Source organism: Bradyrhizobium sp. CCBAU 11361, from assembly GCF_028128935.1.
GTDB classification, from domain to species: domain Bacteria; phylum Pseudomonadota; class Alphaproteobacteria; order Rhizobiales; family Xanthobacteraceae; genus Bradyrhizobium; species Bradyrhizobium niftali.
Map to the genome: position 1 here is coordinate 300220 of NZ_LBJZ01000008.1, position 23382 is coordinate 323601.

21 protein-coding genes and 1 pseudogene are annotated in these 23382 nt (G+C 65.8%); 4 read left to right on the forward strand and 18 right to left on the reverse strand.

What is annotated here, in order from left to right; all coding sequences use genetic code 11:
- Window positions 1-36 precede the first annotated feature (36 nt).
- The 16 genes from XI08_RS05005 to XI08_RS05080 form a co-directional block, all read right to left on the reverse strand.
- Complete coding sequence (locus XI08_RS05005; RefSeq protein WP_271573593.1) at window positions 37-1407, reverse strand: TIGR03808 family TAT-translocated repetitive protein; 1371 nt, start codon at window positions 1405-1407, stop codon at window positions 37-39.
- A gap of 102 nt (window positions 1408-1509) precedes the next feature.
- The gene (locus XI08_RS05010; protein WP_271573594.1) at window positions 1510-2157 is read right to left on the reverse strand and encodes a pyroglutamyl-peptidase I; all 648 of its coding nucleotides are present in this window, start codon (window positions 2155-2157) and stop codon (window positions 1510-1512) included.
- Window positions 2154-3143: a methylmalonyl Co-A mutase-associated GTPase MeaB gene (gene meaB, locus XI08_RS05015; protein WP_271573595.1), complete on the reverse strand. Its 990-nt coding sequence runs from the start codon at window positions 3141-3143 to the stop codon at window positions 2154-2156. The genes XI08_RS05010 and meaB overlap by 4 nt, the downstream gene beginning before the upstream one ends.
- A 51-nt stretch (window positions 3144-3194) precedes the next feature.
- The gene (locus tag XI08_RS05020; protein WP_135172521.1) at window positions 3195-4706 is read right to left on the reverse strand and encodes a tripartite tricarboxylate transporter permease; all 1512 of its coding nucleotides are present in this window, start codon (window positions 4704-4706) and stop codon (window positions 3195-3197) included.
- Between the two features lie 3 nt (window positions 4707-4709).
- Complete coding sequence (locus XI08_RS05025) at window positions 4710-5201, reverse strand: tripartite tricarboxylate transporter TctB family protein (protein ID WP_271573596.1); 492 nt, start codon at window positions 5199-5201, stop codon at window positions 4710-4712.
- Between the two features lie 181 nt (window positions 5202-5382).
- A complete protein-coding gene (locus XI08_RS05030; RefSeq protein WP_027544148.1) occupies window positions 5383-6375 on the reverse strand; it encodes a tripartite tricarboxylate transporter substrate binding protein in 993 nt (330 codons plus the stop codon).
- Window positions 6376-6506: 131 nt separating this feature from the next.
- The gene (locus tag XI08_RS05035; protein WP_271573615.1) at window positions 6507-7280 is read right to left on the reverse strand and encodes an RsiV family protein; all 774 of its coding nucleotides are present in this window, start codon (window positions 7278-7280) and stop codon (window positions 6507-6509) included.
- A gap of 32 nt (window positions 7281-7312) precedes the next feature.
- The gene (locus XI08_RS05040) at window positions 7313-7609 is read right to left on the reverse strand and encodes a nucleotidyltransferase family protein (RefSeq protein ID WP_271573597.1); all 297 of its coding nucleotides are present in this window, start codon (window positions 7607-7609) and stop codon (window positions 7313-7315) included.
- A 37-nt stretch (window positions 7610-7646) separates the two neighbouring features.
- Window positions 7647-9803: a methylmalonyl-CoA mutase gene (gene scpA / locus XI08_RS05045; protein WP_271573616.1), complete on the reverse strand. Its 2157-nt coding sequence runs from the start codon at window positions 9801-9803 to the stop codon at window positions 7647-7649.
- A gap of 23 nt (window positions 9804-9826) precedes the next feature.
- Window positions 9827-10291, reverse strand: coding sequence for a GFA family protein (locus XI08_RS05050; RefSeq protein ID WP_135172524.1), 465 nt, complete (start codon window positions 10289-10291; stop codon window positions 9827-9829).
- On the reverse strand, window positions 10288-12159 hold the full coding sequence (locus XI08_RS05055; protein ID WP_271573598.1) for a methylmalonyl-CoA mutase family protein: 1872 nt from the start codon (window positions 12157-12159) through the stop codon (window positions 10288-10290). Before XI08_RS05055 ends, XI08_RS05050 begins: the two co-directional genes overlap by 4 nt.
- Window positions 12160-12240: 81 nt before the next feature.
- A complete protein-coding gene (gene folK, locus XI08_RS05060; protein WP_271573599.1) occupies window positions 12241-12732 on the reverse strand; it encodes a 2-amino-4-hydroxy-6-hydroxymethyldihydropteridine diphosphokinase in 492 nt (163 codons plus the stop codon).
- 1 nt (window position 12733) lies between these two features.
- Complete coding sequence (gene folB, locus XI08_RS05065; protein WP_027544155.1) at window positions 12734-13102, reverse strand: dihydroneopterin aldolase; 369 nt, start codon at window positions 13100-13102, stop codon at window positions 12734-12736.
- Entirely contained in the window at window positions 13099-13959 is an 861-nt protein-coding gene (gene folP / locus XI08_RS05070; protein WP_271573600.1) for a dihydropteroate synthase, read from the reverse strand. The genes folB and folP overlap by 4 nt, the downstream gene beginning before the upstream one ends.
- A gap of 268 nt (window positions 13960-14227) precedes the next feature.
- Complete coding sequence (locus tag XI08_RS05075) at window positions 14228-14635, reverse strand: DUF4332 domain-containing protein (RefSeq protein ID WP_027544157.1); 408 nt, start codon at window positions 14633-14635, stop codon at window positions 14228-14230.
- Window positions 14636-14659: 24 nt separating this feature from the next.
- On the reverse strand, window positions 14660-15025 hold the full coding sequence (locus tag XI08_RS05080; protein WP_271573601.1) for a DUF2267 domain-containing protein: 366 nt from the start codon (window positions 15023-15025) through the stop codon (window positions 14660-14662).
- Between the two features lie 338 nt (window positions 15026-15363).
- Here XI08_RS05080 and XI08_RS05085 point away from each other — a divergent pair, with 338 nt between their 5' ends.
- The 3 genes from XI08_RS05085 to XI08_RS05095 all read left to right on the forward strand — a co-directional run bounded on the left by XI08_RS05085 (window position 15364) and on the right by XI08_RS05095 (window position 19910).
- The gene (locus tag XI08_RS05085) at window positions 15364-16986 is read left to right on the forward strand and encodes a helicase HerA-like domain-containing protein (protein WP_271573602.1); all 1623 of its coding nucleotides are present in this window, start codon (window positions 15364-15366) and stop codon (window positions 16984-16986) included.
- Window positions 16987-17119: 133 nt separating this feature from the next.
- Window positions 17120-18448, forward strand: a complete 1329-nt coding sequence (locus XI08_RS05090) for a glycosyltransferase family 87 protein (protein ID WP_271573603.1) — start codon at window positions 17120-17122, stop codon at window positions 18446-18448.
- Window positions 18449-18515: 67 nt separating this feature from the next.
- Window positions 18516-19910: a M20/M25/M40 family metallo-hydrolase gene (locus XI08_RS05095; protein ID WP_271573604.1), complete on the forward strand. Its 1395-nt coding sequence runs from the start codon at window positions 18516-18518 to the stop codon at window positions 19908-19910.
- A gap of 217 nt (window positions 19911-20127) precedes the next feature.
- Here XI08_RS05095 and XI08_RS05100 read toward each other — a convergent pair whose 3' ends face one another.
- On the reverse strand, window positions 20128-20907 hold the full coding sequence (locus XI08_RS05100) for a class II aldolase/adducin family protein (RefSeq protein ID WP_271573605.1): 780 nt from the start codon (window positions 20905-20907) through the stop codon (window positions 20128-20130).
- 220 nt (window positions 20908-21127) lie between these two features.
- Window positions 21128-22777, reverse strand: a complete 1650-nt coding sequence (locus XI08_RS05105; RefSeq protein ID WP_271573606.1) for a glycosyltransferase family 39 protein — start codon at window positions 22775-22777, stop codon at window positions 21128-21130.
- A gap of 309 nt (window positions 22778-23086) precedes the next feature.
- On the opposite strand from XI08_RS05105, the pseudogene XI08_RS05110 reads away from it, so the two are divergent.
- Window positions 23087-23382: pseudogene (locus XI08_RS05110) on the forward strand (DUF308 domain-containing protein); the annotation flags it as partial.

The window sequence follows — 23382 nt, forward strand, 5'->3', positions numbered from 1 at the left end:
TCGAAGGATGAATGGCCCCATTTGCCAACCGCGCGCCTACCGCCGCACCGCATTCCCGCCGATCACCACCTGCGCAAAGCGCTGTGCGCCGTCCGCCGACAGATCCGACGTCACCGCGCGCGCGTGATCGAGCCCGACCACGGCGCCGCGCGGCGTCTCCGAGATCATGTTGTTGTTGACGAGCGCGGTACCGGCGCCCGGCACCACGGAGACGCCGATTCCGGCCAGCGCCTTGCGGATCACGTTGCCGGTAATCGCGACGTCGCGCAGGTATTTGCCCCAGCCGGCGACGATGCCGTAGGACGGCGCATTCTCGATCACGTTGCCGGTCACCGAGGTATCCGCCTCGATGTAGATGCCGACGCCGGCATCGTCGTCGGGCGCGGTGCCGATCGGCCGCTTCGGGATCAGGTTGCGGATGATGTTGCCCTGGACCACCGCAATGCGGCCGCCCTCGTTGAAATTGCAGACGGAGACGCCGACGGCGGCGCCGTCCACCGTATTGTTGGCGATCACGGCCGCCTCGAACGCGAACTCGGAATAGAGCGCGACCTCGCGCACGTCGCTGACGCTGTTGCCTGATATGTGGATGTTGGAGGCGGAATTGCCGCGCACCGCGGAGTAGTCGCAATTCTTGATGCGGTTGCCGCGCACGATCACATTGCCGGCGCGGAAGGCGTTGATGGCGTTGCCGTACTGGCCGGAGCCGCCCGGGCCGGCCTTGATGTCCTCGATGCGGTTGTCTGCGACCAGCGTGCCGTCATCGCCGATCGCGCTACGCAGGATCTCGATGCCGTTGTCGTTGGTGCCGATGATGGTGTTGCGGGCGACGCTGAGGCCTCTGGCGTCGAACGAGACGACGGCCGTCACCGCGATGTTGGTGAAGATGTTGCCGGAGATATCGCCGGACACCTGCTCGAGCCAGATGCCGCTGCCGCCGGAGCCGGTGATCTCGCAATCGGTGACGCGGACGTCGCGGCCGCCGAGGACGTGGATCAGTCCGCGCCGCGTCGGCAGCAGGATGCCGGCGCCGTCGAAGGTGATGCCGGAAAGGCCGATCGCATCGGAGCCGTCGCTCTGGATCGCCGAGGCGCCGCCGGTGAAGACGAATTTCGTCGCGCCGCGTACGCCGATCAGTTGTGCACCGTTCGGCAGCCGCAGCAATCCGCTGCGGTAGACGCCTGGCGGCAGCGCCAGCGGCATCTGCGCCCGCGCGGCCTCGTCGATGGCGCGCTGAAGTGCGCGGGTCTGGTCCTCGCTGCTGCCGGGCCGCACACCATATTGCGTGGCATCGCGGCCGAGCAGCGATGTCAGCGGCGCCGCGCGCGCAGCATCGGCCGGCATGGCCAGCGCGCCGGCGATGCCGGCGGTCGAGGCTCCAATGAGATGACGGCGGTTGAGGTCCATGGATGCGTCCTCCGGCGGACGCGGGGCGTGTCCGCGGCGGTTAGGTAGCGCAGCGCGACCGGGGCCGTTAGGATTGTTCGCGGTAGGGTTAAATGTTTACCCCTACGAGGTGCGTGGCTTCCGGGCCAATCGCACCATCTCCATTAGCATCGCTTCCCCGGCATCCACCAGTTCCTCCAGCGTGATCCGTGGCGCACCCTTGCGGCGCACGGCGCCGCCGCGGGCAAGCAGCGGAATATGGATGAACGCCGCGAGCTGCGGGCCACCGGCCTTCACGTTCTCGATCGCGCGCCAGCTCAGATAGTTGCAGAGATAGGCGCCGGCATCGCGGGAGGCGCGTGCATCGATGCCGGTGAGGCGCGCCGCGCGCAGCAGCCGTGCGGTGTGTGGGCCGAACAGCATCGCATCCGCATGGCCGGCGATACCGCGCTTGCTCGAGCGCGTGTTGGCGGCATCGGGCCAGAGCATGGTGACCGCGTTGCGCGCGCGGGTCTCGATGCGCAGATACGAGGTCCGCGATGCAAGGCCGAACATCAGCAGCGCGTCGGGCTTTTGCGCAGCGAGCACGTCAGGCAATTGCCGGTCGACCGCGGCATAGGTCACGGGGAAAATGTGGGTCGCAAGTTCGACATCGTCGAGTGCCGGGCGGCGCAGCCGGGCCAGCCGCGCCACCAGCGGCTGCGTCGGATTATAGGGCGCGCCGGGGAAGGGACCGAAGCCGGTCAGGAGAATGCGGAGCTTTTGGCTCATTGCAGCAACCCCAGAATTTGCTCGGCGGCGAGCGCCGGCGTGAGGTGGCCGTCGGCGACTTCGGCCTCGATCTTCCGAACCTTCGTCCGCACCGATGCCTCGCTGCGCAGCCGCGCCAGCATGCGCTGCTCCAGCATCGACCACATCCATTTCACCTGCTGCTCGCGCCGCCGCGCGGCGAAATCGCCGGATGCGTTCATCGCCTTGCGGTGATCGAGGACCTTTTGCCAGATCTTTGCGATGCCGTCGCCGGTCAGCGCCGAATAGGTCTCGACCGGCGGGTGCCAATGTTCGGACCGGGGGCTGAGGATATGCAGCGCGCCGCGATAGTCGGCGGCGGTGATGTTGGCGCGCTTGAGGTTGTCGCCGTCGGCCTTGTTGATCGCGATCATATCGGCGAGCTCGACCAGGCCCTTCTTGATGCCCTGCAGCTCGTCGCCGCCGCCCGGCAGCATCAGGGCGAGAAAGAAGTCGGTCATGTCGCAGACCGCGGTCTCGGACTGGCCGATGCCGACGGTCTCGACCAGCACGACGCCGAAGCCGGCCGCCTCGCATAGCAGCATCGCCTCGCGCGTCTTGGCGGCAACGCCGCCGAGCGTGCCCGAGGACGGCGAGGGACGGATGAAGGCATCGTCCGAGGCCGACAGCCGCGCCATCCGCGTCTTGTCGCCCAGGATCGAGCCGCCGCTGCGCGCCGAGGACGGATCGACCGCGAGCACCGCGACCTTGTGGCCCTGCTCGATCAAATAGGTGCCGAGCGCATCGATGGTGGTGGACTTGCCGACCCCGGGCGAGCCGGTGATGCCGACGCGAAACGCCTTGCCGGTGTCGGGCAGCAGCATCTGCACGAGCTCCCGCGCCAGCGCCTGGTGGTCGCCGCGCCGGCTCTCCACCAGCGTAATGGCCCTGGCGAGGGCCGCGCGACTGCCGGAGCGGAGGTCGCGGGCGAGGGATTTGATGTCCAGTGAAGCCTTCTTCTCAACCATGCCCTGCTTTACAACGCCCCGGCGGGGCAGGCGAGGGCCGCCCGCCCGCTATCACCGGGATGTTGCTGCCACCGCCTGCACCGGTTTCACCTTGCGCCAGACCCACACCATCACCGGCCACAGCAATGCGCCGATCGCCATGGCCGCGAGGATGGCGGCGACGGGACGTTCGAAGAACGGCAGGATGCTGCCGTCGGACTTGATCAGCGAGGTGACGAAGGCTTGCTCGACCATGGTGCCCATGACGATGCCGAGCACCATCGCGGCGACGGGATAGCCGTTCGCTTCCATGACATAGCCGATCACGCCAAAGGCGGCGACGGTGACGACGCCGAACATGTTGTTGCCGATCGCGAACGAGCCGACCGCGCAGCACAGCATGATGATCGGCATGATGGCGGAGCGCGGTGCCAAAAGGATGTAGGCGGCGATCCGGATCATGGCGATGCCGAGCGGGATCATCAGGATGTTCGCGATGATGAACATCAGGTAGATCGCGTACATGCTCGACGCCTTCTCGGTGAACAGCGTCGGGCCGGGATTGAGCCCCTTCATGTAGAGCACGCCGATCGCGATCGCGGCGATGGTGTCGCCGGGGATGCCGAACAGCAGCGAGGGCACCCAGCCCGAGGCGATGCTGGCATTGTTGCTGGCGCCGGCCTCGACGAGGCCCTCGACATGGCCGGTGCCGAACTTTTCCGGTTCCTTGGAGAAGCGCTTGGACATCGCGTAGCTGACCCAGGCGGCCATGTCCGCGCCGGCGCCGGGCAGCACGCCGATGATGATGCCGACGATGTTCCCGCGCGTCATCTGCCAATGGTACTTCTTGGTCAGCTTCCACTGGCCGGCCATGATGCTTCCGAATTTTCGCCGCGGCAGCGGCGGCGGCTCGGGCGTCAGCATCGCGCGCATCACCTGCGCCACCGCGAACACGCCGACCAGCGCCGGGATCGGCTCGATGCCGCCGAACAAGTCGGTGATGCCGAAGGTGAAGCGCGGCACGCCGCCGGGATTCTCGATGCCGATGCAGGAGACGAGCAGGCCGAGGAACATGCCGGCAATCGCCTTCACCGGCGAGGAGCGTGCGACCAGGGTGGCGCACATAAGGCCGAGCAGCGCCAACCAGAAATATTCGAAGGTCGAGAACGACAGCGCGACCTCGGCGAGCGGCGGCGCCAGGATCATCAGCGACAGCACGCCGGCGATGCCGCCGACCGCGGAGAACCAGACGCCGGCCCCGAGCGCCAGCTCGGCCTGGCCCTTGCGCGTCATGGCATAGGCCTCGTCCGCATAGGCTGCGGAAGCGGGCGTGCCGGGAATGCGCAGCAGTGCGCCGGGAATGTCGCCGGAGAAGATCGCCATCGAGGACGCCGCGACGATGGTCGCGATCGCCGCGATCGGCGACAGATAGAAGGTGACGGGGACGAGCAGGGCGGTCGCCATCGTCGCCGACAGGCCCGGCAGCGAGCCGATGACGAGGCCGTACACGGAGGCTGCGAACATCGCGATGATCACCTCCCAGGTGGAGATCAGCGCGAAGGCCTCAATCAGGGTTTTCAGCATGGATCACCAGGGCGTCGGCAACAGGCCGGCAGGAAGTGGCACGCGCAGCAGCTTGCCGAAGATGAGGTGGATGGCGAAGGGCGAGAGCGCGGCGAGCGGCAGCGCCAGCTTCCACTTCGCCCCGAGCGCGGTCGAGGTGACGTAGACCATGATCGCCGCCGTGATGATGAAGCCGAGCCGGTCGGCGGCGACAACGTAGAACAGCAAAAGCGCCGGCGGCAGCAGCGCACGCAGGCCGTAGAGCTTGCCCTGCGGCGGCGGGCTTGCTGCCTGGCCGTCCGCCAGCGGGATCAGCTCTTCCTCCTCCTCGAAGGAATGCCCGATGCCGAACACGATCGCGAGCCCGCACAGCGCAAGCCCCGTGCCGATCACGAGCGGAAACACGTTGGGGCCGACCGGCTGCCCCGGCACCGGCGGCAGGATGTAGCCGCCATAGGCGGCGGCCGCGCCGAGCACGACGAGAAACGATCCCGTGACGGAGTCGGGAAGACGCATGGGCGAAGTCCTATCAGAATTCCGGGAGGTGCGTTCCCTCCCCCCGCGTGCGGGGAGAGGGTGGGGTGAGGGGGGCTCTCCGCGGGGACGGTGAAAGCTGCATTCGCGGAGACTCCCCCTCACCCGGATCGCATCTGCGATGCGATCCGACCTCTCCCCGCAAGCGGGGAGAGGTGAAACGTCACGCTTTGCTCAGGCCTGCGGCCTTCATCGCTTCGCCCATCTGGGCGTCGCCCTTGTCCATGAAGCCTGCGAACTGGCCGGCATCGCCCCACACCGTGCCGAAGCCGCGATTGCTCATGAAGTCCTTGAACTCGGCGGAGTCGTAGACCTTCTTCAGCGCCGCGGTGAGCTTCGCTGCGAGCTCCGGGGGCAGGTTCTTCGGCGCGCCGATGCCGCGCCAGGCGCCGGTCGCGTATTCGATGCCCATCGCCTCCTTCAGTGTTGGCACGTCCGGGAAGATCGGGTTGCGCGCCGGCGCCATGATGGCGAGGCTCCTGGCCTTGCCGGCCTCGATGATGGCGCGCGCTTCCGGCACCGAACAGGTGGTGAGGTCGAGGCCACCGGCGGCGAGATCCTGCATCGCCGGCGCGGCGCCGTTCGACGGCACCCAGGCGACCTGGTTGGCGGGCAGGCCCATCGCCTGCATCCAGCCGACCAGCGCCAGATGCCAGATGCCGCCCTGGCCGGTGCCCGAGGCCTTGAACTTGCCGGGCGGCGCGGCCTTGATCGCTTCGGCGAGGTCCTTGACCGTCTTGTAGGGCGAGGAGGAAGAGACCTGGATGCCGGGCGGGTCCTCGTTCATCAGCGCCAGCGGGGTGTAGCTCTTCGGCGTCAGCTCGGTCAGGCCCTGCCAGTGCATCATCGAGATCTCGACCGTGAGCATGCCGATGGTGTAGCCGTCGGGCTGCGCGGTCGCGATCGCGGTATGGCCGACGACGCCGGAGCCGCCGGTGCGGTTCACCACATTGAAGGGCTGGCCGAGGTCCTTTTCCAGCAGGGCTGCGACAATGCGCGCAGTCGCGTCGGTGCCGCCGCCGGCGCCCCAGGGCACGATCACGGTGACCGGCCGCGCCGGATAGGCTTGGGCGCGCGCGGGCGCGAGGCCGAATGCTGCGGATGCCGCAACCGCGGCGGATGAAGCCGCAAAAGCGCGGCGCGTAATCTTGGACATGAATGCCTCCCAGCGGCGCCCGTAACACCGGACGCTCTTGTCAATGACGGCATTCTAGTCGGCTTTGCAGCGCCGCTGCAAGGTAGCGCTACCAAAGCGCTGTGAGCAATGTGCCGCGGCTCAAACGATGATCATTGCGGCTCTTCCACATCGCCCTTCGGCCGTGCGCCGCCGAAGATGCGCGGGCCTTCCGCGGTGAGGTAAGGCTTCAGCGCGTCCCACGGCACGAAGGCGACATATTCGCCTTCGGCGTAGGGACCGACCGCGTAGGGCGGATAATGGAAGGTGAGACCGGAACTCTTGCCGGCTTCGGTCGACGGGGCGAGCGTCACGGCGCCGATCTTGAGCAGGCTCGGCTCCACACTCTTGAACCACTCGTCGGTTGCGGTCTCGCTGGTGTCGCGCTTCTTCTTCTCGGCCTTGAGCGAGCCGATCACGGCTTTCACCATCGCCTTCATGGTCGGGCCGCCATCGGCGGTCTCGTTGAAGAACGGGCGGATCGAGATGCGCTTGTGCTCGGTCTTGTCCCACAGGATCGTGTTCACGTCCGAGTTGGGATGGGCGCCGTGGGTGTCCATGTAGTCGTCGCGCAGGATGCTGACATAGCGGTCGGCAACGACCGAGCGGATCGCATATTTGCGCTCGAAGTCCCAGCCGCCGTCCTTGAAGAACTGCGGATCTTCTTTGCGCGCGGCGGCGGCCTCGGCCGCGTTCTTGTCGAGCCACTTCCTGCCCTCGGCCAGGCAATCCGCCGCGAGCGCCGCATCCGCCTTGATCCTGTCGTCGAGGAAGACGCGCGCCTCGATGCTCTTGGTCTTGACGACGGCGTCGGGCTTTGGATCCGCGGCGAAGGCGGAGATCACACACGTTGCGCCAAGCGCCACGGCGACGCTCAAACCGGTGATGAACTTCAAGGGTGGTGCTCCTTACGTGAGCGTCAGAATATTTCGAGGATGTCGTCTGCGATCTGCTGCGCGGAGTGGGGGGAGGCGGAGCGCCGGACAGTCGCCTGCGCCTGCAAGCCGGTCGCGTCTTCGATGATCTGCTCGACGTCGATCAGGTTGAGCAGCGAGAAAGAGGCCTCCGGTTCGACCTCGACCAGGACATCGATGTCGCTGTCCGGGCGATAATCGGCGCCGGCCCGCGCGCCGACGATGGCGAGCTTCGAGACGCCCTTGGCTTTGATGGCGTCAGCGTTCTTGCGTATCGCAGCGATGATCTCATCACGTGTCATGGAGACAACCCGGCCGGTGACACGGCCAGCGTAGCATTTACTCCGCCGCCTCGCTATGCCCGAGCCGGGCGTTCAGCTTGCGGATCAGCTCCTCCGCGGCGTCGGCGATCACCGTGCCCGGCGGGAAGATCGCCTCCGCACCAGCCGCGTAGAGCGCATCGTAATCCTGCGGCGGCACCACGCCGCCGACGATGATCATGATGTCGTCGCGACCCTGCTTCTTCAGCGCGGCCTTGAGTTCAGGCACGGCGGTGAGATGGGCGGCGGCGAGGGAGGAGACGCCGAGGATGTGCACGTCGTTCTCGACGGCCTGCCGCGCCGCCTCGTCGGCGGTGGCGAACAGCGGCCCGATGTCGACGTCGAAGCCGATATCGGCGAACGCCGAGGCGATCACCTTCTGGCCGCGATCGTGGCCGTCCTGGCCGATCTTGGCGACCAGGATGCGCGGGCGGCGGCCCTCCGCCTCCTCGAAGGCGTCGATCAGCGCCTGAACCTTCTCGACCCGGTTACCCATGCTGGACGCCTCCCGCTTGTAGACGCCGGTGATGGACTTGATCTCGGCGCGGTGCCGGCCGAACACCTTCTCCATCGCGTCCGAAATTTCGCCGACGGTCGCCTTCGCCCGCGCCGCGTCGATCGCGAGCGCGAGCAGGTTGCCGTTGCCTTCGCCGGCCGAACGCGTCAGCGCGGCGAGCGCGGCATCGACGTCCTTCTGGTTGCGCTCGGACTTCAGCCGGGTCAGCTTGTCGATCTGGAGCCGGCGGACGTTGGTGTTGTCGACCTTGAGGATATCGATCGGAGCTTCGTCCGTCGGCTTGTACTTGTTGACCCCGATCACCGCTTGCTTGCCGGCGTCGATGCGCGCCTGCGTCTTCGCGGAAGCCTCCTCGATGCGCAGCTTGGGCACGCCGGCCTCGATCGCCTTGGCCATGCCGCCGAGCTCCTCGACCTCCTGGATGTGGCTCCACGCCTTCGCCGCGAGGTCGCGCGTCAGCCGCTCGACATAGTACGAGCCGCCCCAGGGATCGATGATGCGGGTGGTGCCGCTCTCCTGCTGGAGGAAGAGCTGGGTGTTGCGGGCGATGCGCGCCGAGAAGTCGGTCGGCAGCGCCAGCGCCTCGTCGAGCGCATTGGTGTGCAGAGACTGGGTGTGGCCTTGCGTCGCCGCCATCGCCTCCACCGTCGTGCGCATCACGTTGTTGAAGACGTCCTGCGCGGTCAGCGACCAGCCCGAGGTCTGGCAATGCGTGCGCAGCGACAGCGAACGCGGGTCCTTCGGATTGAAGGGCTTCAGGAGCTTCGCCCAGAGCAGGCGCGCGGCGCGCATCTTGGCGACTTCCATGAAGAAGTTCATGCCGATCGCCCAGAAGAACGACAGTCGCGGCGCGAAGCGGTCGACGTCGAGGCCCGCGGCAAGGCCGGCGCGCAAATATTCAACGCCGTCGGCGAGCGTATAGGCGAGCTCGAGGTCCTGCGTCGCGCCGGCCTCCTGCATGTGATAGCCGGAGATCGAGATCGAGTTGTATTTCGGCATCTTCTGCGAAGTATAGGCAAAGATGTCGGAGATGATCCGCATCGAGGGCGCAGGCGGATAGATGTAGGTGTTGCGCACCATGAACTCTTTCAGAATGTCGTTCTGAATGGTCCCCGAGAGTTTTTCCGGCGGCACGCCCTGTTCGCCCGCGGCGGCGACGAACAGCGCGAGGATCGGCAGCACTGCGCCGTTCATGGTCATGGACACGCTCATCTGGTCGAGCGGGATGCCCGCAAACAGCGTGCGCATGTCGTAGATGGAATCGATGGCCACGCCGGCCATGCCGACGTCGCCGCCGACCCGCGGATGATCGCTGTCATAGCCGCGATGGGTGGCGAGGTCGAAGGCGACCGAGAGGCCCTTCTGTCCGGCCGCCAGGTTGCGGCGGTAGAACGCGTTGGAATCCTCGGCCGTGGAGAAGCCGGCATATTGCCTGACGGTCCAGGGCTGGTTGACATACATGGTCGGATAGGGGCCGCGCAGATAGGGCGCGATGCCCGGATAGGTCTCGAGGAAATCGAGCCCGGCGAGGTCGGCCTCGCCATAGGCGGGCTTCACAAGAATGCCTTCGGGCGTCAGCCACGGCTCGGCGCTGCCGGCCGGCGCGGCGGCGGCGATGCGCTCGAAGGCGACGTCTGCAAAGTTCGGAATGCGGCTCATGGTTTCGACCATATCATAGACGCTCAATCATGGTCCGGATGCTGATGGCTGACGATGGTCGCCATCTTCTCCGGTCCGTAATTCTGCTGTGTGGTCTGGCTCGGAAGATTGGCGATCCCGACCACCCAGCCGAGGCGCGACTCTGTTCCATATTGCCGGGTCGGCACCACGTGATCCGGACGATCGAACGTACCGGTCATGATCTCGATGCGCGGGCCGTCGATGCGGCGGAAGCTCAGCGGCGTGCCGCAGGCGGCGCAGAAATCGCGCATCGCGATGGACGAGGAGCGGAACGCAGAGGGCGTGCCCTTGGTCCAGGCGAAATCACCCTTCTCGATATCGGCATAGGAGGCGAACGGCGCACCGCTCGCCTTCTGGCACATCCGGCAATGACAGATGCTGATCTTCGCCGGCGCGGCCGAGACCGCAAAGCGCACCGCGCCGCATTGGCAGCCGCCGGTGAGAACGGGTTTGCCTGCCTCCGTCATGGCTGCTCCATCCCTCGATAGGCGTCCTGCAGCGTCGCAAGCGCATCGCCGCCGGCAAAGACGAAGCCGGTGACGCCGGCTGCGCGCAGCGCCGCCTCGGCATCAGTCGGGCGGCCTGCCAGATAGATATGTCGCGCGCCGGCCGTTTGCAGGGCCCGGGCTGCGGCTTCGGCGTGTTCCGCATAGACCTTGTCGCTGGAACAAAGGCAGGCAAGCTCGGCGCCGGAGGCCTTGAATGTGGCGGCAAGCTTGGCCGGATCGACAAGACCCTCGCTGTCGGCCGCCTGGATGCCGCCGGCCTCGAAGAAGCTCTTGGCAAAGGTCGCGCGTGCCGTGAAATCGGCGGGCGTGCCGAGATTGGCCAGGAACACTTTTGGCCGCGCCCCGCGCGCCTTCAACGCCGCATCGGATTTGTCGCGCAGCGCTTCGAACGGTTCCGCCAGCCGGATCGGCGGCAGCGCGTCGAACTTGTATTTCTGTTCGCCATAGGGTGCGAGCGCGACCGGCGTCGCTTTCAGCACCGCCGTCTCGCTCTCATGCAGGTTCGGAAACTCGCTCGCGCCGGTCAGCACGTCGCGGCGTTTTGCGATGTTGGCGTCACGCGCTTTGCGCGCAGCTGCCACCTTGCTCTGGAACAGGCCCTGCTGAAGTGCGGCAAAGGCGCCGCCGGCTTTCTCGCTCTCCTGGAACAGCGCCCAGGCGGCCTCGCACAGCTGCGCCGTCAGCGTCTCGATGCCGCCGGCGCCCGCGGCGGGATCGCTGACCTTGGCGAGGTTGCTCTCTTCGAGCAGCAGCAGTTGTGTGTTGCGCGCCACGCGCCGCGCGAATGGATCGGGCAGCCCGAGCGCCAGCGTGTGCGGCAGGACGGTGATCGCGTTGGCGCCGGCAAGCCCCGCCGCGAACGTCGCCATGGTCGCGCGCAGCATGTTTACATAGGGATCGCGCTGCGTCAGCATGCGCCAGGCGGTGTCGGCGGCGATGAACAACGACATCGGCGTCAGCCCGCACGCCGTCTCGACGCGCGCCCACAGCAGCCGCAGCGCGCGGAATTTCGCCATGGTCAGGAACTGGTCGGCGTCCGCGGCGAGCCGCGCATAGACCATGCCCTGCGCCTGCTCCAGTGCAACGCCGGCGCCTTCGATCGCGCGAAGATAGGCGAGGCCGCAGGCGAGCACGAAGGCGAGCTCCTGCACCTCGGAGCCGCCGGCATCGTGGATCACGCGGCCGTCGGCGGACGCAAACGGCCCCTTGAAGCCGAGCGCAGCGAGGCCCTTGATCCCGCCGGTGACGGCAGGAGCGATCTCCTCCCAGGTGTAGGGGCTGTGGCCCCACACCGCGCCGGCCGCGAGCGGATCGAGTCCGAAGCGGATGTCGCAGGCGGCGGGATCGAGGCCCTTGCTCTTCACACACTCCGCGACATGGATTGCGGCCATCCGCGATTGCGGACCGATCTGAAGCTCGATGCCGATGCCGGCATCGAGATGAATGTCCTTCAAGACCTTTGCGACTGCATCCGCCGAAGGTTCCAGCCCAAAACCGTGAGCACCGTTGCCACCGGCGAACACCAGCGCCAGTCCCGTCGCGCCATTCTCCAGATCCTGCAAGGCCTGCGTGTTCGCGGCCGCCGCGTCGGGATGGTCGATCCGCTGCACGATCTGCCACGGCGCGGCCGCAGCCCGTCCGACCACGGGCGCAACGCCCCTGGCGCGCGGATAGAGCGGATCGATCTTGAGGCCGTCATAGGTCTTGCCGACCAGCTTCTCGAACGGCGCGCCCTTGAGCACGCCGTCGACCAGCTTGCGCCAGTCTTCGACCGTGGCCTTGGGAAAATCCGCCGCCAGCGGCAGGTCGTCAGTCACGGAGGTCATGCGGCGAGGGGCTCCCGAAGGTCTTGTTATTCGCAGGCGAAATTGCCACGGCGGACCGTCCCTGCAAACGGTTGTTTTTGGTTAACCGGTATCCGGAAGCCGCTCAATGCCTTGCGTCGAGACGCTGGAAAGCCCGTCACGCACGCGAATGCCTGAGATCACGCGGTCGGGCGCGATCTCGACCAGCGGCACCAGCACGAAGGCGCGCTCGAACAGGCGCGGATGCGGCAAGGTCAGGTCGGGCTTCTGCAGGCTGACATCGTCATAGGCGATCATGTCGAGATCGAGCGTGCGCGGCCCCCAGGGCCGCTCCTTGGTCCGCGCACGGCCGAATTTCTGCTCGACCTTCTGCATCACGAACAGCAGCGCGTGCGGATCGAGGCTGGTCTCGATCTCGATGCAGGCATTGATGAAGGGATCCTGGTCCTCATCGCCCCAGGGCGGGGTTGCATAGTCCGAGGAGCGCGCGACCAGCGCGGCCTGCGCCATGCCGCAGATGTGGGCGATCGCCTTCCGGAACGTCGCGCGGACATCGCCGACATTGCCGCCGAGTGCGATCAGCACGCTTGCCATGTCAGGGGTGCCGCGAGCGCGTCAGCATGATGCCGACGTCGTCGAAGATCGCGGCGATCGGCGCATGCGGCTTGTGCACGGTGATCTTCACGGCGCGGATGCGCGGGAAGTGCGACAGGATGGCGTCGGCGACCGCGCCGGCTGCGCGTTCCAGCAGCTTGTAATTGGTGTTCTTGAACGCCGCCGTCGTGGTCGCCACGACCTCGGCGTAGGACACCGTGTCGGCGAGCCGGTCGGTGCGCGAGGGCTCCGACAGGTCGGTATAGAGCTCGAGATCAATCACGAAACGCTGGCCGACTTCGGTTTCGTGATCCATCACGCCGTGGCGAGCATGGATCGACAGGCCGGTCACGAAGATCGTATCGGTCATTGCTTGCTCTCGATTGCGTTCGCGACCCGCAGGGCCTGCAGGGTCTCGGCGACGTCATGGGTCCGGATGATCCTGGCGCCGCGCTGGGCGGCGATGAGATGCGCGGCGATCGAGCCGGCGAGCCGCTCCTTCGGCTCGGACGGCGACACCGAGGCGATGAAGCGCTTGCGCGAGGCGCCGACCAGGACCGGCAGGCCGAACATGTCGAACTCGCGCAGCCGCGCCAACGCAATCATGCTCTGCTCGGCGGTCTTGCCGAAGCCGATGCCGGGATCGAGCACGATCTTGTCACGTGCGATGCCGGCCTTGGCGGCGATGTCCAGCGAGCGCAGGAAGAACGCCTTCATGTCGGCGATGATGTCGATGGCGGAATCCACGCTGTCGCGGTTATGCATGACGATGACGGGGACGCCTCTCGCCGCCACCAGCGGCGCCATGGCGGCATCGCGTTGCAGGCCCCAGACGTCGTTGGCGATCGCCGCGCCCTGGTCGAGCGCGAAGGCCACGACCTCCGCCTTCATGCTGTCGATCGAGACCGGCACGCCGAGCGCAACCACGCCTGATAGCACCGGCCTCAGCCGGGCGAGTTCGTCCTCGGCCGTGACTGCCTTGGCGCCCTTGTAGGGCCGGGTGGACTCCGCGCCGATGTCGATGATGTCGACGCCGTCGGCGATCATCGCCCTCGCCCGCTCGAGCGCCTGGTCGGGCGTGATGAATTCGCCGCCGTCGGAGAAGGAATCCGGGGTGACGTTGAGCACGCCCATCACCGCCGGGAGAGGCCGTTCCAGCAGCGTCCGCAGCACGTCACGCCCGGCCGAGTCGGCCGGCGGGACGGAAGAGGAGGGCAAGGCATTCATGCGCGTGGATTTGCGCGGTCGGGGAGGGGGAGTCAAGACGGGATTGGGGGGCGATCCGGTCCGTTCCGGGGCCCGTGAGGGAACGATGCTCTTGCCCGCACTCCGTCATTGCGAGCGCAGCGAAGCAATCCAGAATCTTTCCGCGGCGGCAGTCTGGATTGCTTCGCTGTGCTCGCAATGACGATGTTGAGACAGCCGTCCACTCTTATCCCCGGTGTCGTCTGGGCGAAGGTGTGGCGTCAGCGCTCGTATGCGGTGAGCAGTAGCCCTAATACGTGATCTTCGGCGGCAGCTTCTTGGCCTTGGCGATGATGTCGCCGACCGATTTTTCCGAGGGCAGGATGCGGACGAGCTTCTTCTTCTCGTTGGCTTCGCGCATGCTCTGGGCGAGTCTTGCCGGATTCCGATAGGCGAGCTCGCGAACGGTGGTGACGCCGGCGGCGCGCACCAGGCCGACCTTGGCCCGACCCATCCCGGGAATGCGCATGTAGTCGGAGACGTTGGCCCATTCCAGGAGCTGCTGCTCGCTGATGCCGGTCTTGGCGGACAGCGCCTTGCGTCCCTTCACGGTCGAGGCCGCCTCGAGCAGCGCGTCGGTGGTGCGGATTCCCTGCGCCTTCAACTTATTGGCGGCAAAGGCAGGCAGGCCCTCAATCTCGGAAATCGGATATGTCATGATACTCGATATGAAAAGCGTAGCTCAGGCAAATTGGCTGAGGCCTGGCGTCCCTGCGATGATCTTGCCCATCTGATCCGCTCCGATTTTGTCTCGGCCGAAGCGAAAAAGTTCACGGGCAATGTTCTGAATCTCGGACATGCCAAGTCCCAGGCCCATCAGGCGCGTGCCGACGGCCATCAGGCCGCCGCCCATCAGCCGCGACAGTCCGCCGCCGCTCCTGGACGCGTCGATCGCCGCTTCCGCACCGGGAATATGATTGATCAGGGCTTCAACGTTCTCGGAAGGGCCCTCGCTGCGGAGGAAGCCCAGGATAATGCCGACGGTCTTTTCAGCGACAGCACTATCTATGCTGGCGTTTGTCGCCAGCCGCCCGATCAGCTCGTCCATAAGACCCGCCCCTCAACCGGTTTGCATGCCGGAGTATTGCTTTCGAAAAACGATCTTGAGCCCGTGTGATGTGAAATACAAGGCGAACATGCGATTCGGCTTCGAACGCGCGCAAAGTGTTGCAGCGATGCAAGAGCGGAGATGAAATCAGCAGTAAATTACCGCGGTGCGAACGCGCCGTTCCTACTTTCGGCTGACGTCGTCCACTTGGTTTCCGACCATGTCGCAAGATCGGATCGTGTTTGAACGGTTTCAATCGGCGTGCGACATGCGGTAAACTGCGGAACCGGCTTTTGAGTTTCAATACGCGAAACACGGCAGATGGATCAGAGAAAATAATGACCGCACAGGACAGCAAGCTCGGCGACACCGACGACAAGATTTTCGTCGGCAAGGGAGACGAGCAGGCATGGCTGACGCTGGCGCTCGCCAATCGCCACGGCCTCGTCACCGGTGCAACCGGAACCGGCAAGACGGTGTCGCTGCAAGTCATGGCAGAGGGATTTGCGCGCGCCGGTGTTCCGGTCTTCGCGGCCGACATCAAGGGCGACCTCTCCGGCATCTCCGAGGTCGGCGTGCCCGCGGACTTCATCGTCAAGCGCGCCACCGCGATGGGGCTGACGTTCCAGCCCGACCAGTTCTCGACGGTGTTCTGGGACGTGTTCGGTGAGCAGGGCCACCCGGTGCGGGCGACCGTCACCGAGATGGGGCCGCTTCTGCTCGCGCGCATGCTCGACCTCAACGACGTGCAGGAGGGAGTTCTCAACGTCGCCTTCCGCGTCGCCGACGACAACGGCCTTGTCCTGATCGACATGAAGGATCTGCGTGCGCTGCTCGATGCCATCGTGCCCGACAGCAGCAAGAAGGCGCCGGACGCCGCCGCGGATCCGCTTGCCGACATCCGCAAGGCCGCCCAGGGGTTTGGCAACGTCACCAAGGCCACCGTCGGCACCATCCAGCGCCAGCTGCTGGTGCTGGAGAACCAGGGCGCCACCAAGTTCTTCGGCGAGCCGGCGCTGACGCTGAAGGATTTCATGAAGACCGACCGCGACGGCCGCGGCATGGTCAACATCCTGGTCGCCGACAAGCTGCTCCAGAGCCCGCGGCTTTACGCGACATTCCTGTTGTGGATGCTGTCGGAGCTGTTCGAGGAGCTGCCCGAGGCCGGCGACCTGCCGAAGCCGAAGCTGGTGTTCTTCTTCGACGAGGCGCATCTGTTGTTCAACGACGCGCCCAAGGCGCTGATGGACAAAATCGAGCAGGTGGTCCGCCTGATCCGCTCGAAGGGCGTCGGCATCTATTTCGTGACGCAGAACCCGATCGATGTGCCCGACCGCGTGCTCGGGCAGCTCGGCAACCGGGTGCAGCACGCGCTGCGCGCCTTCACCCCGCGCGACCAGAAGGCGGTCGCCGCCGCGGCCCAGACCTTCCGGCCCAACCCGAAGCTCGACACCGCCAAGGTGATCATGGAGCTCGGCAAGGGCGAGGCGCTGGTGTCCTTCCTCGAAGGCAACGGCACGCCGGCGATGGTCGAGCGTGTGATGATCCGGCCGCCATCGGCCCGGATCGGGGCGATCACGCCGGAAGAGCGCAAGGCGATCATGGATGCGAGCCCGGTGAAGGGCAAATACGACACCGCCGTTGATGAAGAGTCCGCCTACGAGATGATCCAGAAGCGCATCGCCGGCACCGCGGCGACCGCGGACGCTCCGGCCGGCGGAAGCGGCGGCGGCATCCTCGGCCAGATCGGCTCGATTGTCGGGACCATCTTCGGCACCAATGTCAAGCGCGGCCGCCTGTCGGCCGGCCAGGTCATTGCGCGCGACGTGACGCGATCGGTGACCAACCAGGTGATCGGGGGGATGGCCGCCAATCTCGGCAAGTCGGTCGGCGGCCAGCTCGGCGGCTCGATCGGCCGCACCTTGGTCCGCGGCGCGCTCGGCGGCTTGCTGCGTCGGTAGGCAGACAAGCTAGATTTGGAGGCAATCCGCACGCCGGCGCGGCCGCTTCGCCATGGGTACAATTTCAGGTGAAGGGCTGACCAACCGTCCGCCGGTCTGCTATGCGCAATGTCGCCGCCGACTGGACCCTATTGTGAGCTCAACCGACTTGTTAGCCAAACCTGATACGCCGAGACGCCCGTCGCTGCGTGCGCCGCTGGATATTCTCTTTCTGCTCTGTTGCTTCATCCTGGCCGCGGACGTCCTCGGTCCCGAGCTGTTCGGCAAGGGCAAGACCAAGGATTATGGGCTGTGGTACTGGGCCGGGCAGCAGGTTCTGAACGGGGGAGCGCTCTATCCCGCCAACGCCGGTGGGTATTTCGAGTTCATCTATCCGCCGCTGCCGGCGATCCTGCTCGCGATTCCGAGCTGGTTCGGCAAGATCCCGCTCTACATCGTGCTGTCGGTCCTGAATGCGCTGGCGTGGTGGTGCACCGGGACGTTCTCCGATGTCATGACCGGCTCGGGTCGCAGGGCCGGTCCGTGGCTGGAGGCACTGCCGGTTTTCGTCACCGTGTCCTTCGTGTTCGACATGTTCGATCTTGGCCAGCCCAACCTCGTGCTGCTGGCGATGATGCTCTACGGGTTCTGGAGCCTGCAACATCAGCGCGCCTGGCTCGCAGGCTTCATGTTCGCGCTCGCGACCGCCATCAAGGTGTTTCCGATCGCGGTGCTGCCCTATCTGGTCTGGCGGCGGAAGTGGGCGGCCGTCGTCGCGACGGTCGCCTTCACCGGCATCCTTCTCTACGTCGTGCCGGCGCCCATTCGCGGCTTCGAGCGCAACGCGGCCGAGCTTGCGACCTGGTATCAGGGCATGGTCGGGGCGAGTTCGGAAAAGGGCTTTGGCCAGCGCGACGAGCAGAACTGGTCGTGGGTCAACCAGTCCATCATTGCCGTCACGCACCGCCTGGTCCGCCCGATCAACTACAATCAGGAGGATCCCGGCAAGCCGCTGCGCACGATGAATATCATCGACGTCGATTACAGGACGGCGAACTGGATCGTGCTCGCTGTGTCCGTGTTGCTCGGGCTCGGCTTCGTCGCGGTGATGCCACGGCAATCGCGGCGAACGGCGCGCTCGGATGCCGAGGAGCTCGGCATCCTGTTCTGCCTGATGACGGTGGCATCGCCCCTGGCGCGGCAATACTACTTCATGTGGCTGTTCTTCCCGATGACGGTGCTGATGCATCGTGCCGCCTTCGACGAACGGGCGAATGTGCGGCTGGGAACCTGGCTTGCCCTCGGCGCGGCCGGCTTGCTCATGCTGCTGTCGCTGCCGTGGTTTCCCACTGCCTTCCAGGCCTGGGGCAATAATCTCCTCGCCACCGCCATCGTCGCGGGCAGCCTCGCATGGCACATCCGGCATCCGCCGGTTGCGGCTAGCTCCGGCGCCCCGGCAGGGCTAAAACCCAAGATCTCTTGAAACCCAAGGCCTCTTGAGAAGACCTCTTGAGAAGCCATCTCGAGACTCAAAAGTCAGGAATCCGACCATGGCCAATGCGCAGCTTCAATCCGTGCTCGACCACATCGACAAGGATTTTGACAACAGCCTCGAGCGCCTGTTCTCGCTGTTGCGGATCAAGTCGATCTCGGCGGATCCGGCCTTTGCCAACGACTGCAAGGCCGCGGCCGAGCATCTCGCCAAGGACATCGCGAGCCTCGGCGTCGCCACCGAAGTGAGGCCGACCGCCGGCCATCCCGCTATCGTCGGCAAGATTGGAGCGGGCGGACGGCCGCATGTGATCTTCTATGGCCATTACGACGTGCAGCCGGTCGATCCGCTCGACCTCTGGCATCGCCCGCCGTTCGAGCCTGTCGTCACCGATCATGCCGATGGCCGCAAGATCATCGTCGCGCGCGGCGCGGAGGACGACAAGGGCCAGGTGATGACCTTCGTCGAGGCCTGCCGCGCCTGGAAAAAGGTGACGGGCTCGCTGCCGATCGATGTCACCTTCCTGATCGAAGGCGAGGAGGAGGTCGGCTCGAAGAATTTCGTGCCCTTCATCGAGGCCAACAAGGACGAGTTCAAGGCCGATTACGTGCTGGTCTGCGACACCGGCATGTGGGACCGCAATACCCCGGCGATCACGACGTCGCTGCGCGGCCTGCTCTATGAGGAGCTGAAGATCACCGCCGCCAATCGCGATTTGCATTCCGGCGTGTTCGGCGGCAGCGCGATGAACCCGATCCGCGTGCTCACGAAAATCCTCGGCGGGCTGTTCGACGACGACAACCGCATCACCATTCCCGGCTTCTATGACGGGGTGAAGGATCTGCCGCCCGATATCCTGGAGCAGTGGAAGAAGCTCAATCTCACGCCGGAGATGTTCCTCAAGCCGATCGGCCTGTCGATCCCGGCCGGCGAGAAGGGGCGGCTGTTGATCGAGCAGGCCTCCTCGCGTCCGACTTGCGACGTCAACGGCATCTGGGGCGGCTACATCGGCGAAGGCTCCAAGACGGTGATCCCGTCGCATGCCTCGGCAAAAATCTCGTTCCGTTTGGTCGAGGGACAGGACCCCGCAAAGATCCGCAAGGCCTTCCGCGACTACGTGACGGCACGGCTTCCGGGCGACTGCAAGGTCGAGTTCGGCGACCATTCCGCCGCGCCCGCGGTCGCGCTCGACTGGAACATGAAGCCGCTCGCCGCCGCCAGCAAGGCGCTGACCGAGGAATGGGGCAAGGAGACCGTGCTGATGGGCTCGGGCGCCTCGATCCCGATCGTCGCCGACTTCAAGCGCACGCTGGGGCTCGACTCGCTGCTGGTCGGCTTTGGCCTGGACGACGACAACATCCACTCGCCGAACGAGAAGTACGACCTCCGCAGCTTCCAGAAGGGCATCCGCTCCTGGGCGCGCATCCTCGCGGCGCTGGCGGAGGTGAAGTAGGGCGAGGTCTATCCCCGTCATTGCGAGCGAAGCGAAGGCAATCCAGAATCCCTCAGCGGAAACACTCTGGATTGCTTCGTCGCAAGAGCTCCTCGCAATGACGGTGGAGGCACGAGTGACGGCTCCCAAATAAAAACGCCGCCCGGAATTGGGCGGCGTTTCATTCCAAGACGTGCAGAGGTAGTTGAGAACTATCCAACACGAAATCCCGAAAATCTCAAGACCGATAGCCCGGCAACTCGCGGTCCAGCTTGCGCAGCAGCGGCGGCCACACGAGGTTCGTCGCGCGCAGCTCGGCGCGGTCGCGGTTCGCCAGCAGCTCGGTGTTCTTCTCGATCGCAATCTCCTCGACCGGATAGACCGGCGTGCCCAGCGCGCGCGTGCGCACCTGCATCGAGCAGGCGCGCTCGAGGTGATACATGCGCTCGAAAGCGGAGGCGACCGAGCGGCCGACCGTCAGCGTGCCGTGGTTGCGCAGGAGCATGTGGTTGTGGTCGCCGAGGTCCTTCTGGAGTCGCGGCCGTTCGTCGTGGTCGAGCGCGATGCCTTCATAGTCGTGATAGGCGAGGTCGTGGGTGACGAGCTGGGCGGTCTGGTTCAGCGGCAGCAGCCCTTCGGCGCTGCTCGACACCGCGGTGCCGTCGAGGGTGTGGAGATGCAGCACGCAGATCGCGTCCTCGCGCACCTCGTGGATCGCCGAATGGATGGTGAAGCCGGCCGGGTTGATGCTGTACTCGCTCTCGGACAGCTGGTTGCCGTACAGGTCGACCTTGACGAGGCTCGACGCCGTGATCTCGTCGAACATCAGCCCGTAGGGATTGATGAGGAAGTGATGCTCGGGGCCGGGCACGCGCGCGGAGATGTGGGTGTCGACCAGGTCGTCCCAGCCGTACAGCGAGACGAGACGATAGCAGGCGGCGAGATTGACCCGTTGCTGCCACTCGGCCTCCGTCATGTTCGACGGCGCTTCTCTCAGGCGCGCTTCCGCTGGTGACATGGCAAATCTCTCCGAACCTCGTTGTTGCGGGAAGGGAGCGTAGTCGCGGGTGAGGCTGGCAGCAAGGCGGTCAAATCGCAGCAGCCAAGCGTAGCCCGCATGGAGCGTAGCGTAATGCGGGGGGCTCACCAAGGACCCCGGATTTCGCGGAGCCTGTCATCGGGCGGCGCTTCGCGCCGACCCGGTGGCTCCATCCGGGCTACAAGGCAGGAGAAGAATATTACGGTGCCGGGATCGAGAGCAGGCTGGAAATGCTGCTGCCGCGGATGTCGTAGACGCGGGCGAACACCACGTCGTCGCGCTTGATCTCGACCATGACAGGCGCGGTGAGGCCCTTGCAGTAGAACTCGCCGAGCGTCATCGCGAAATCGGCCGCATTGGAATCCCAGCCGATGGTGAAGTCGGGCCCGAGCGCGACCTGCGCCGGACGCTGCGGACCGCACACCGCGACCTTCCATTTGCGGTTGCGCGGCGGCACTTCCTGGCGCTCGACCAGTTGCTCGCGCAATTCGTCGGAGGCCTGCTTCAGCGCCAGGCCCCAATAGTCCAGCATGAAGCGGTCGTCGGCGGCGCGCACGGTGCCGGCGATGTGGTTGAAGTGGGTGTATTGATAGGGATGCAGCCGGATCATCTCGGCGAGCGAGAGCGCAAGGCCGAAGCAGAAGGTGGCGAGCACGACCGGTTGCCAGGTGCGGTGATTGGCGCGCAGGCGCTCCATGGTCCAGGCGAAGGCGACGCCGCCGAGCACCGCCATCGGCGGGATCACGAAGACGAAATGGCGGATGCCGTTGTAGAGCGCGGGCCGCTTCACCATCGCGATCGCGAGCGGCAGGGTCGCGGCGAGCGTCAGCATCAGGAGGATGGTCTTGCGACGGGCCGGAACCCCGCCGCGCGGCAGCAGTGCGAAGGTGCTGACCACGGCGCCGGTCATCAGCACCAGCATCACCTCGGGCAACTGAAGCGCGAACAGCGTCGGCAGATAGGACCAGGGCATGTCGGGCACGGACACGATCGCGCCGTCGAACATCTCCTTCCAGGGCTTCTCGAAGAAGTGCGAGAAGTAGGTCAGCGCCTCGAAGGGATTGCCGGGTTCCATGATCGACCACGGCCAGATCAGGCCCATCACGAGATAGCCGAACACGAGGCCGGGCAGCAGCACGTAGACGACATGGGCGAAGCGGCGGGCCGCCTCGCGAACGCCTTCGGTGCGCAGTTCCTCCAGGAACAGCGGGATGAAGCCGATCATGGCGTAGACCAGCGCAAGCCCGCCGAGGATGCGGCAGCCGATCGACAAGCCGGCGCCGATGCCGACGATCAGGACCGTGCGCGGCGAAGGCTGCGGATATTCCTCGGCGAGCCGGACCAGGCTCAGCATCAGGATGATCATGGCCACCGCGAAGGGCGCATCCTTCGGGTTCATGAACATGTGGCCGTAGAAGATCGGGCAGAGCGCGAGCAGCAGGAGTGAGGCGAGACCGGCCAGCGGCCCGCCGATGCGGCGGCCGAGCCGCCACGTCACCGCAAGCCCGATCACGCCAACGACGGCGCCGAGCAGGCGTCGCGTCTCGAACAGCTCGAGCGGAATGACCTTGTGCAGGAGAGCCGCGACCATGTCGAAGCCGCCGCCATACATATAGAGGTTGGCGAAGGAGAGCGCCGCGGTGTCCTTGAAGCCGGAACCGAACATGCGCAGCAGCAGGTCGGCATATTCAGCGTGGGTGTAGTCGTCCCATCCGAGCCCGTAGTCGCGGAAGGTCAAGCCTGCAATGACGGCGACCGCGGCCAGCACCAGCATGGCGAGATCGTCGCAAGTCCGTTCGACCGAGCGCCGCAGAGGCGTGTCGATCGCCGAAGTCGTGATGGATGTCATGGCTATTGGTGACCCGGAATCCCCTCTTGGCCCTGGTGGCGCGCGCGGGCCTGCTCCCCGGACTCCGTATAGCGCAGTTCCATTACCAAGTAATTGGGCATTATGGCTAAATTCCTGATGCGACGCAGCAAATCCAGAAACTCAAGAGCACTCTAGGAGTAGCGATCCGTAGCTGAAGGGAATGTGAATAAGTCCCTGATTTCCTTCTCTTTAGGAACGCTGATCACAATTCGCCGTTGGCGACGAACACAGGATGACGGTATCGTGGCGCGAGTGTCGCGTGCGGATGCACGGCCGGGGGTGAGTTCGATGACGTTGGCATTGTTGATCGCGGGGATTGTCGCCGTCCTGGCGGGCCTCCTTGGGATCCTGTTTGGCTTCACCGTCAGGGAGTTCAGCCTCGGCAGTACCCTCATAATCTCGGGCACGATCGGCGTCTGCTCCGGATTGTTACTGGCGGGCCTCCATGTGGTGCTGCTGGAACTGAAGGGCATCGCCCGCCGGCTGGCCGGATCAGCCGCAGCGTCCGAGGTGCGTGTCAGGCCCGTGCTGCCGGGTCTCGCGCTGCCCGGTGCGCCTGCGCCCGAGCCTGCTTCGGCGATGCG

What these genes read in the sequence shown, in the direction of transcription:
- folP (WP_271573600.1), bottom strand. Translation starts at nt 13,959, where the DNA reads ATGAATGCCTTGCCCTCCTCTTCCGTCCCGCCGGCCGACTCGGCCGGG.
- folK (WP_271573599.1), bottom strand. Translation starts at nt 12,732, where the DNA reads ATGGCAAGCGTGCTGATCGCACTCGGCGGCAATGTCGGCGATGTCCGC.
- XI08_RS05075 (WP_027544157.1), bottom strand. Translation starts at nt 14,635, where the DNA reads ATGACATATCCGATTTCCGAGATTGAGGGCCTGCCTGCCTTTGCCGCC.
- meaB (WP_271573595.1), bottom strand. Translation starts at nt 3,143, where the DNA reads ATGGTTGAGAAGAAGGCTTCACTGGACATCAAATCCCTCGCCCGCGAC.
- XI08_RS05005 (WP_271573593.1), bottom strand. Translation starts at nt 1,407, where the DNA reads ATGGACCTCAACCGCCGTCATCTCATTGGAGCCTCGACCGCCGGCATC.
- XI08_RS05010 (WP_271573594.1), bottom strand. Translation starts at nt 2,157, where the DNA reads ATGAGCCAAAAGCTCCGCATTCTCCTGACCGGCTTCGGTCCCTTCCCC.
- XI08_RS05050 (WP_135172524.1), bottom strand. Translation starts at nt 10,291, where the DNA reads ATGACGGAGGCAGGCAAACCCGTTCTCACCGGCGGCTGCCAATGCGGC.
- XI08_RS05080 (WP_271573601.1), bottom strand. Translation starts at nt 15,025, where the DNA reads ATGGACGAGCTGATCGGGCGGCTGGCGACAAACGCCAGCATAGATAGT.
- scpA (WP_271573616.1), bottom strand. Translation starts at nt 9,803, where the DNA reads ATGAGCCGCATTCCGAACTTTGCAGACGTCGCCTTCGAGCGCATCGCC.
- XI08_RS05095 (WP_271573604.1), top strand. Translation starts at nt 18,516, where the DNA reads ATGGCCAATGCGCAGCTTCAATCCGTGCTCGACCACATCGACAAGGAT.
- XI08_RS05085 (WP_271573602.1), top strand. Translation starts at nt 15,364, where the DNA reads ATGACCGCACAGGACAGCAAGCTCGGCGACACCGACGACAAGATTTTC.
- XI08_RS05055 (WP_271573598.1), bottom strand. Translation starts at nt 12,159, where the DNA reads ATGACCTCCGTGACTGACGACCTGCCGCTGGCGGCGGATTTTCCCAAG.
- XI08_RS05105 (WP_271573606.1), bottom strand. Translation starts at nt 22,777, where the DNA reads ATGACATCCATCACGACTTCGGCGATCGACACGCCTCTGCGGCGCTCG.
- folB (WP_027544155.1), bottom strand. Translation starts at nt 13,102, where the DNA reads ATGACCGATACGATCTTCGTGACCGGCCTGTCGATCCATGCTCGCCAC.
- XI08_RS05040 (WP_271573597.1), bottom strand. Translation starts at nt 7,609, where the DNA reads ATGACACGTGATGAGATCATCGCTGCGATACGCAAGAACGCTGACGCC.
- XI08_RS05030 (WP_027544148.1), bottom strand. Translation starts at nt 6,375, where the DNA reads ATGTCCAAGATTACGCGCCGCGCTTTTGCGGCTTCATCCGCCGCGGTT.
- XI08_RS05100 (WP_271573605.1), bottom strand. Translation starts at nt 20,907, where the DNA reads ATGTCACCAGCGGAAGCGCGCCTGAGAGAAGCGCCGTCGAACATGACG.
- XI08_RS05020 (WP_135172521.1), bottom strand. Translation starts at nt 4,706, where the DNA reads ATGCTGAAAACCCTGATTGAGGCCTTCGCGCTGATCTCCACCTGGGAG.
- XI08_RS05025 (WP_271573596.1), bottom strand. Translation starts at nt 5,201, where the DNA reads ATGCGTCTTCCCGACTCCGTCACGGGATCGTTTCTCGTCGTGCTCGGC.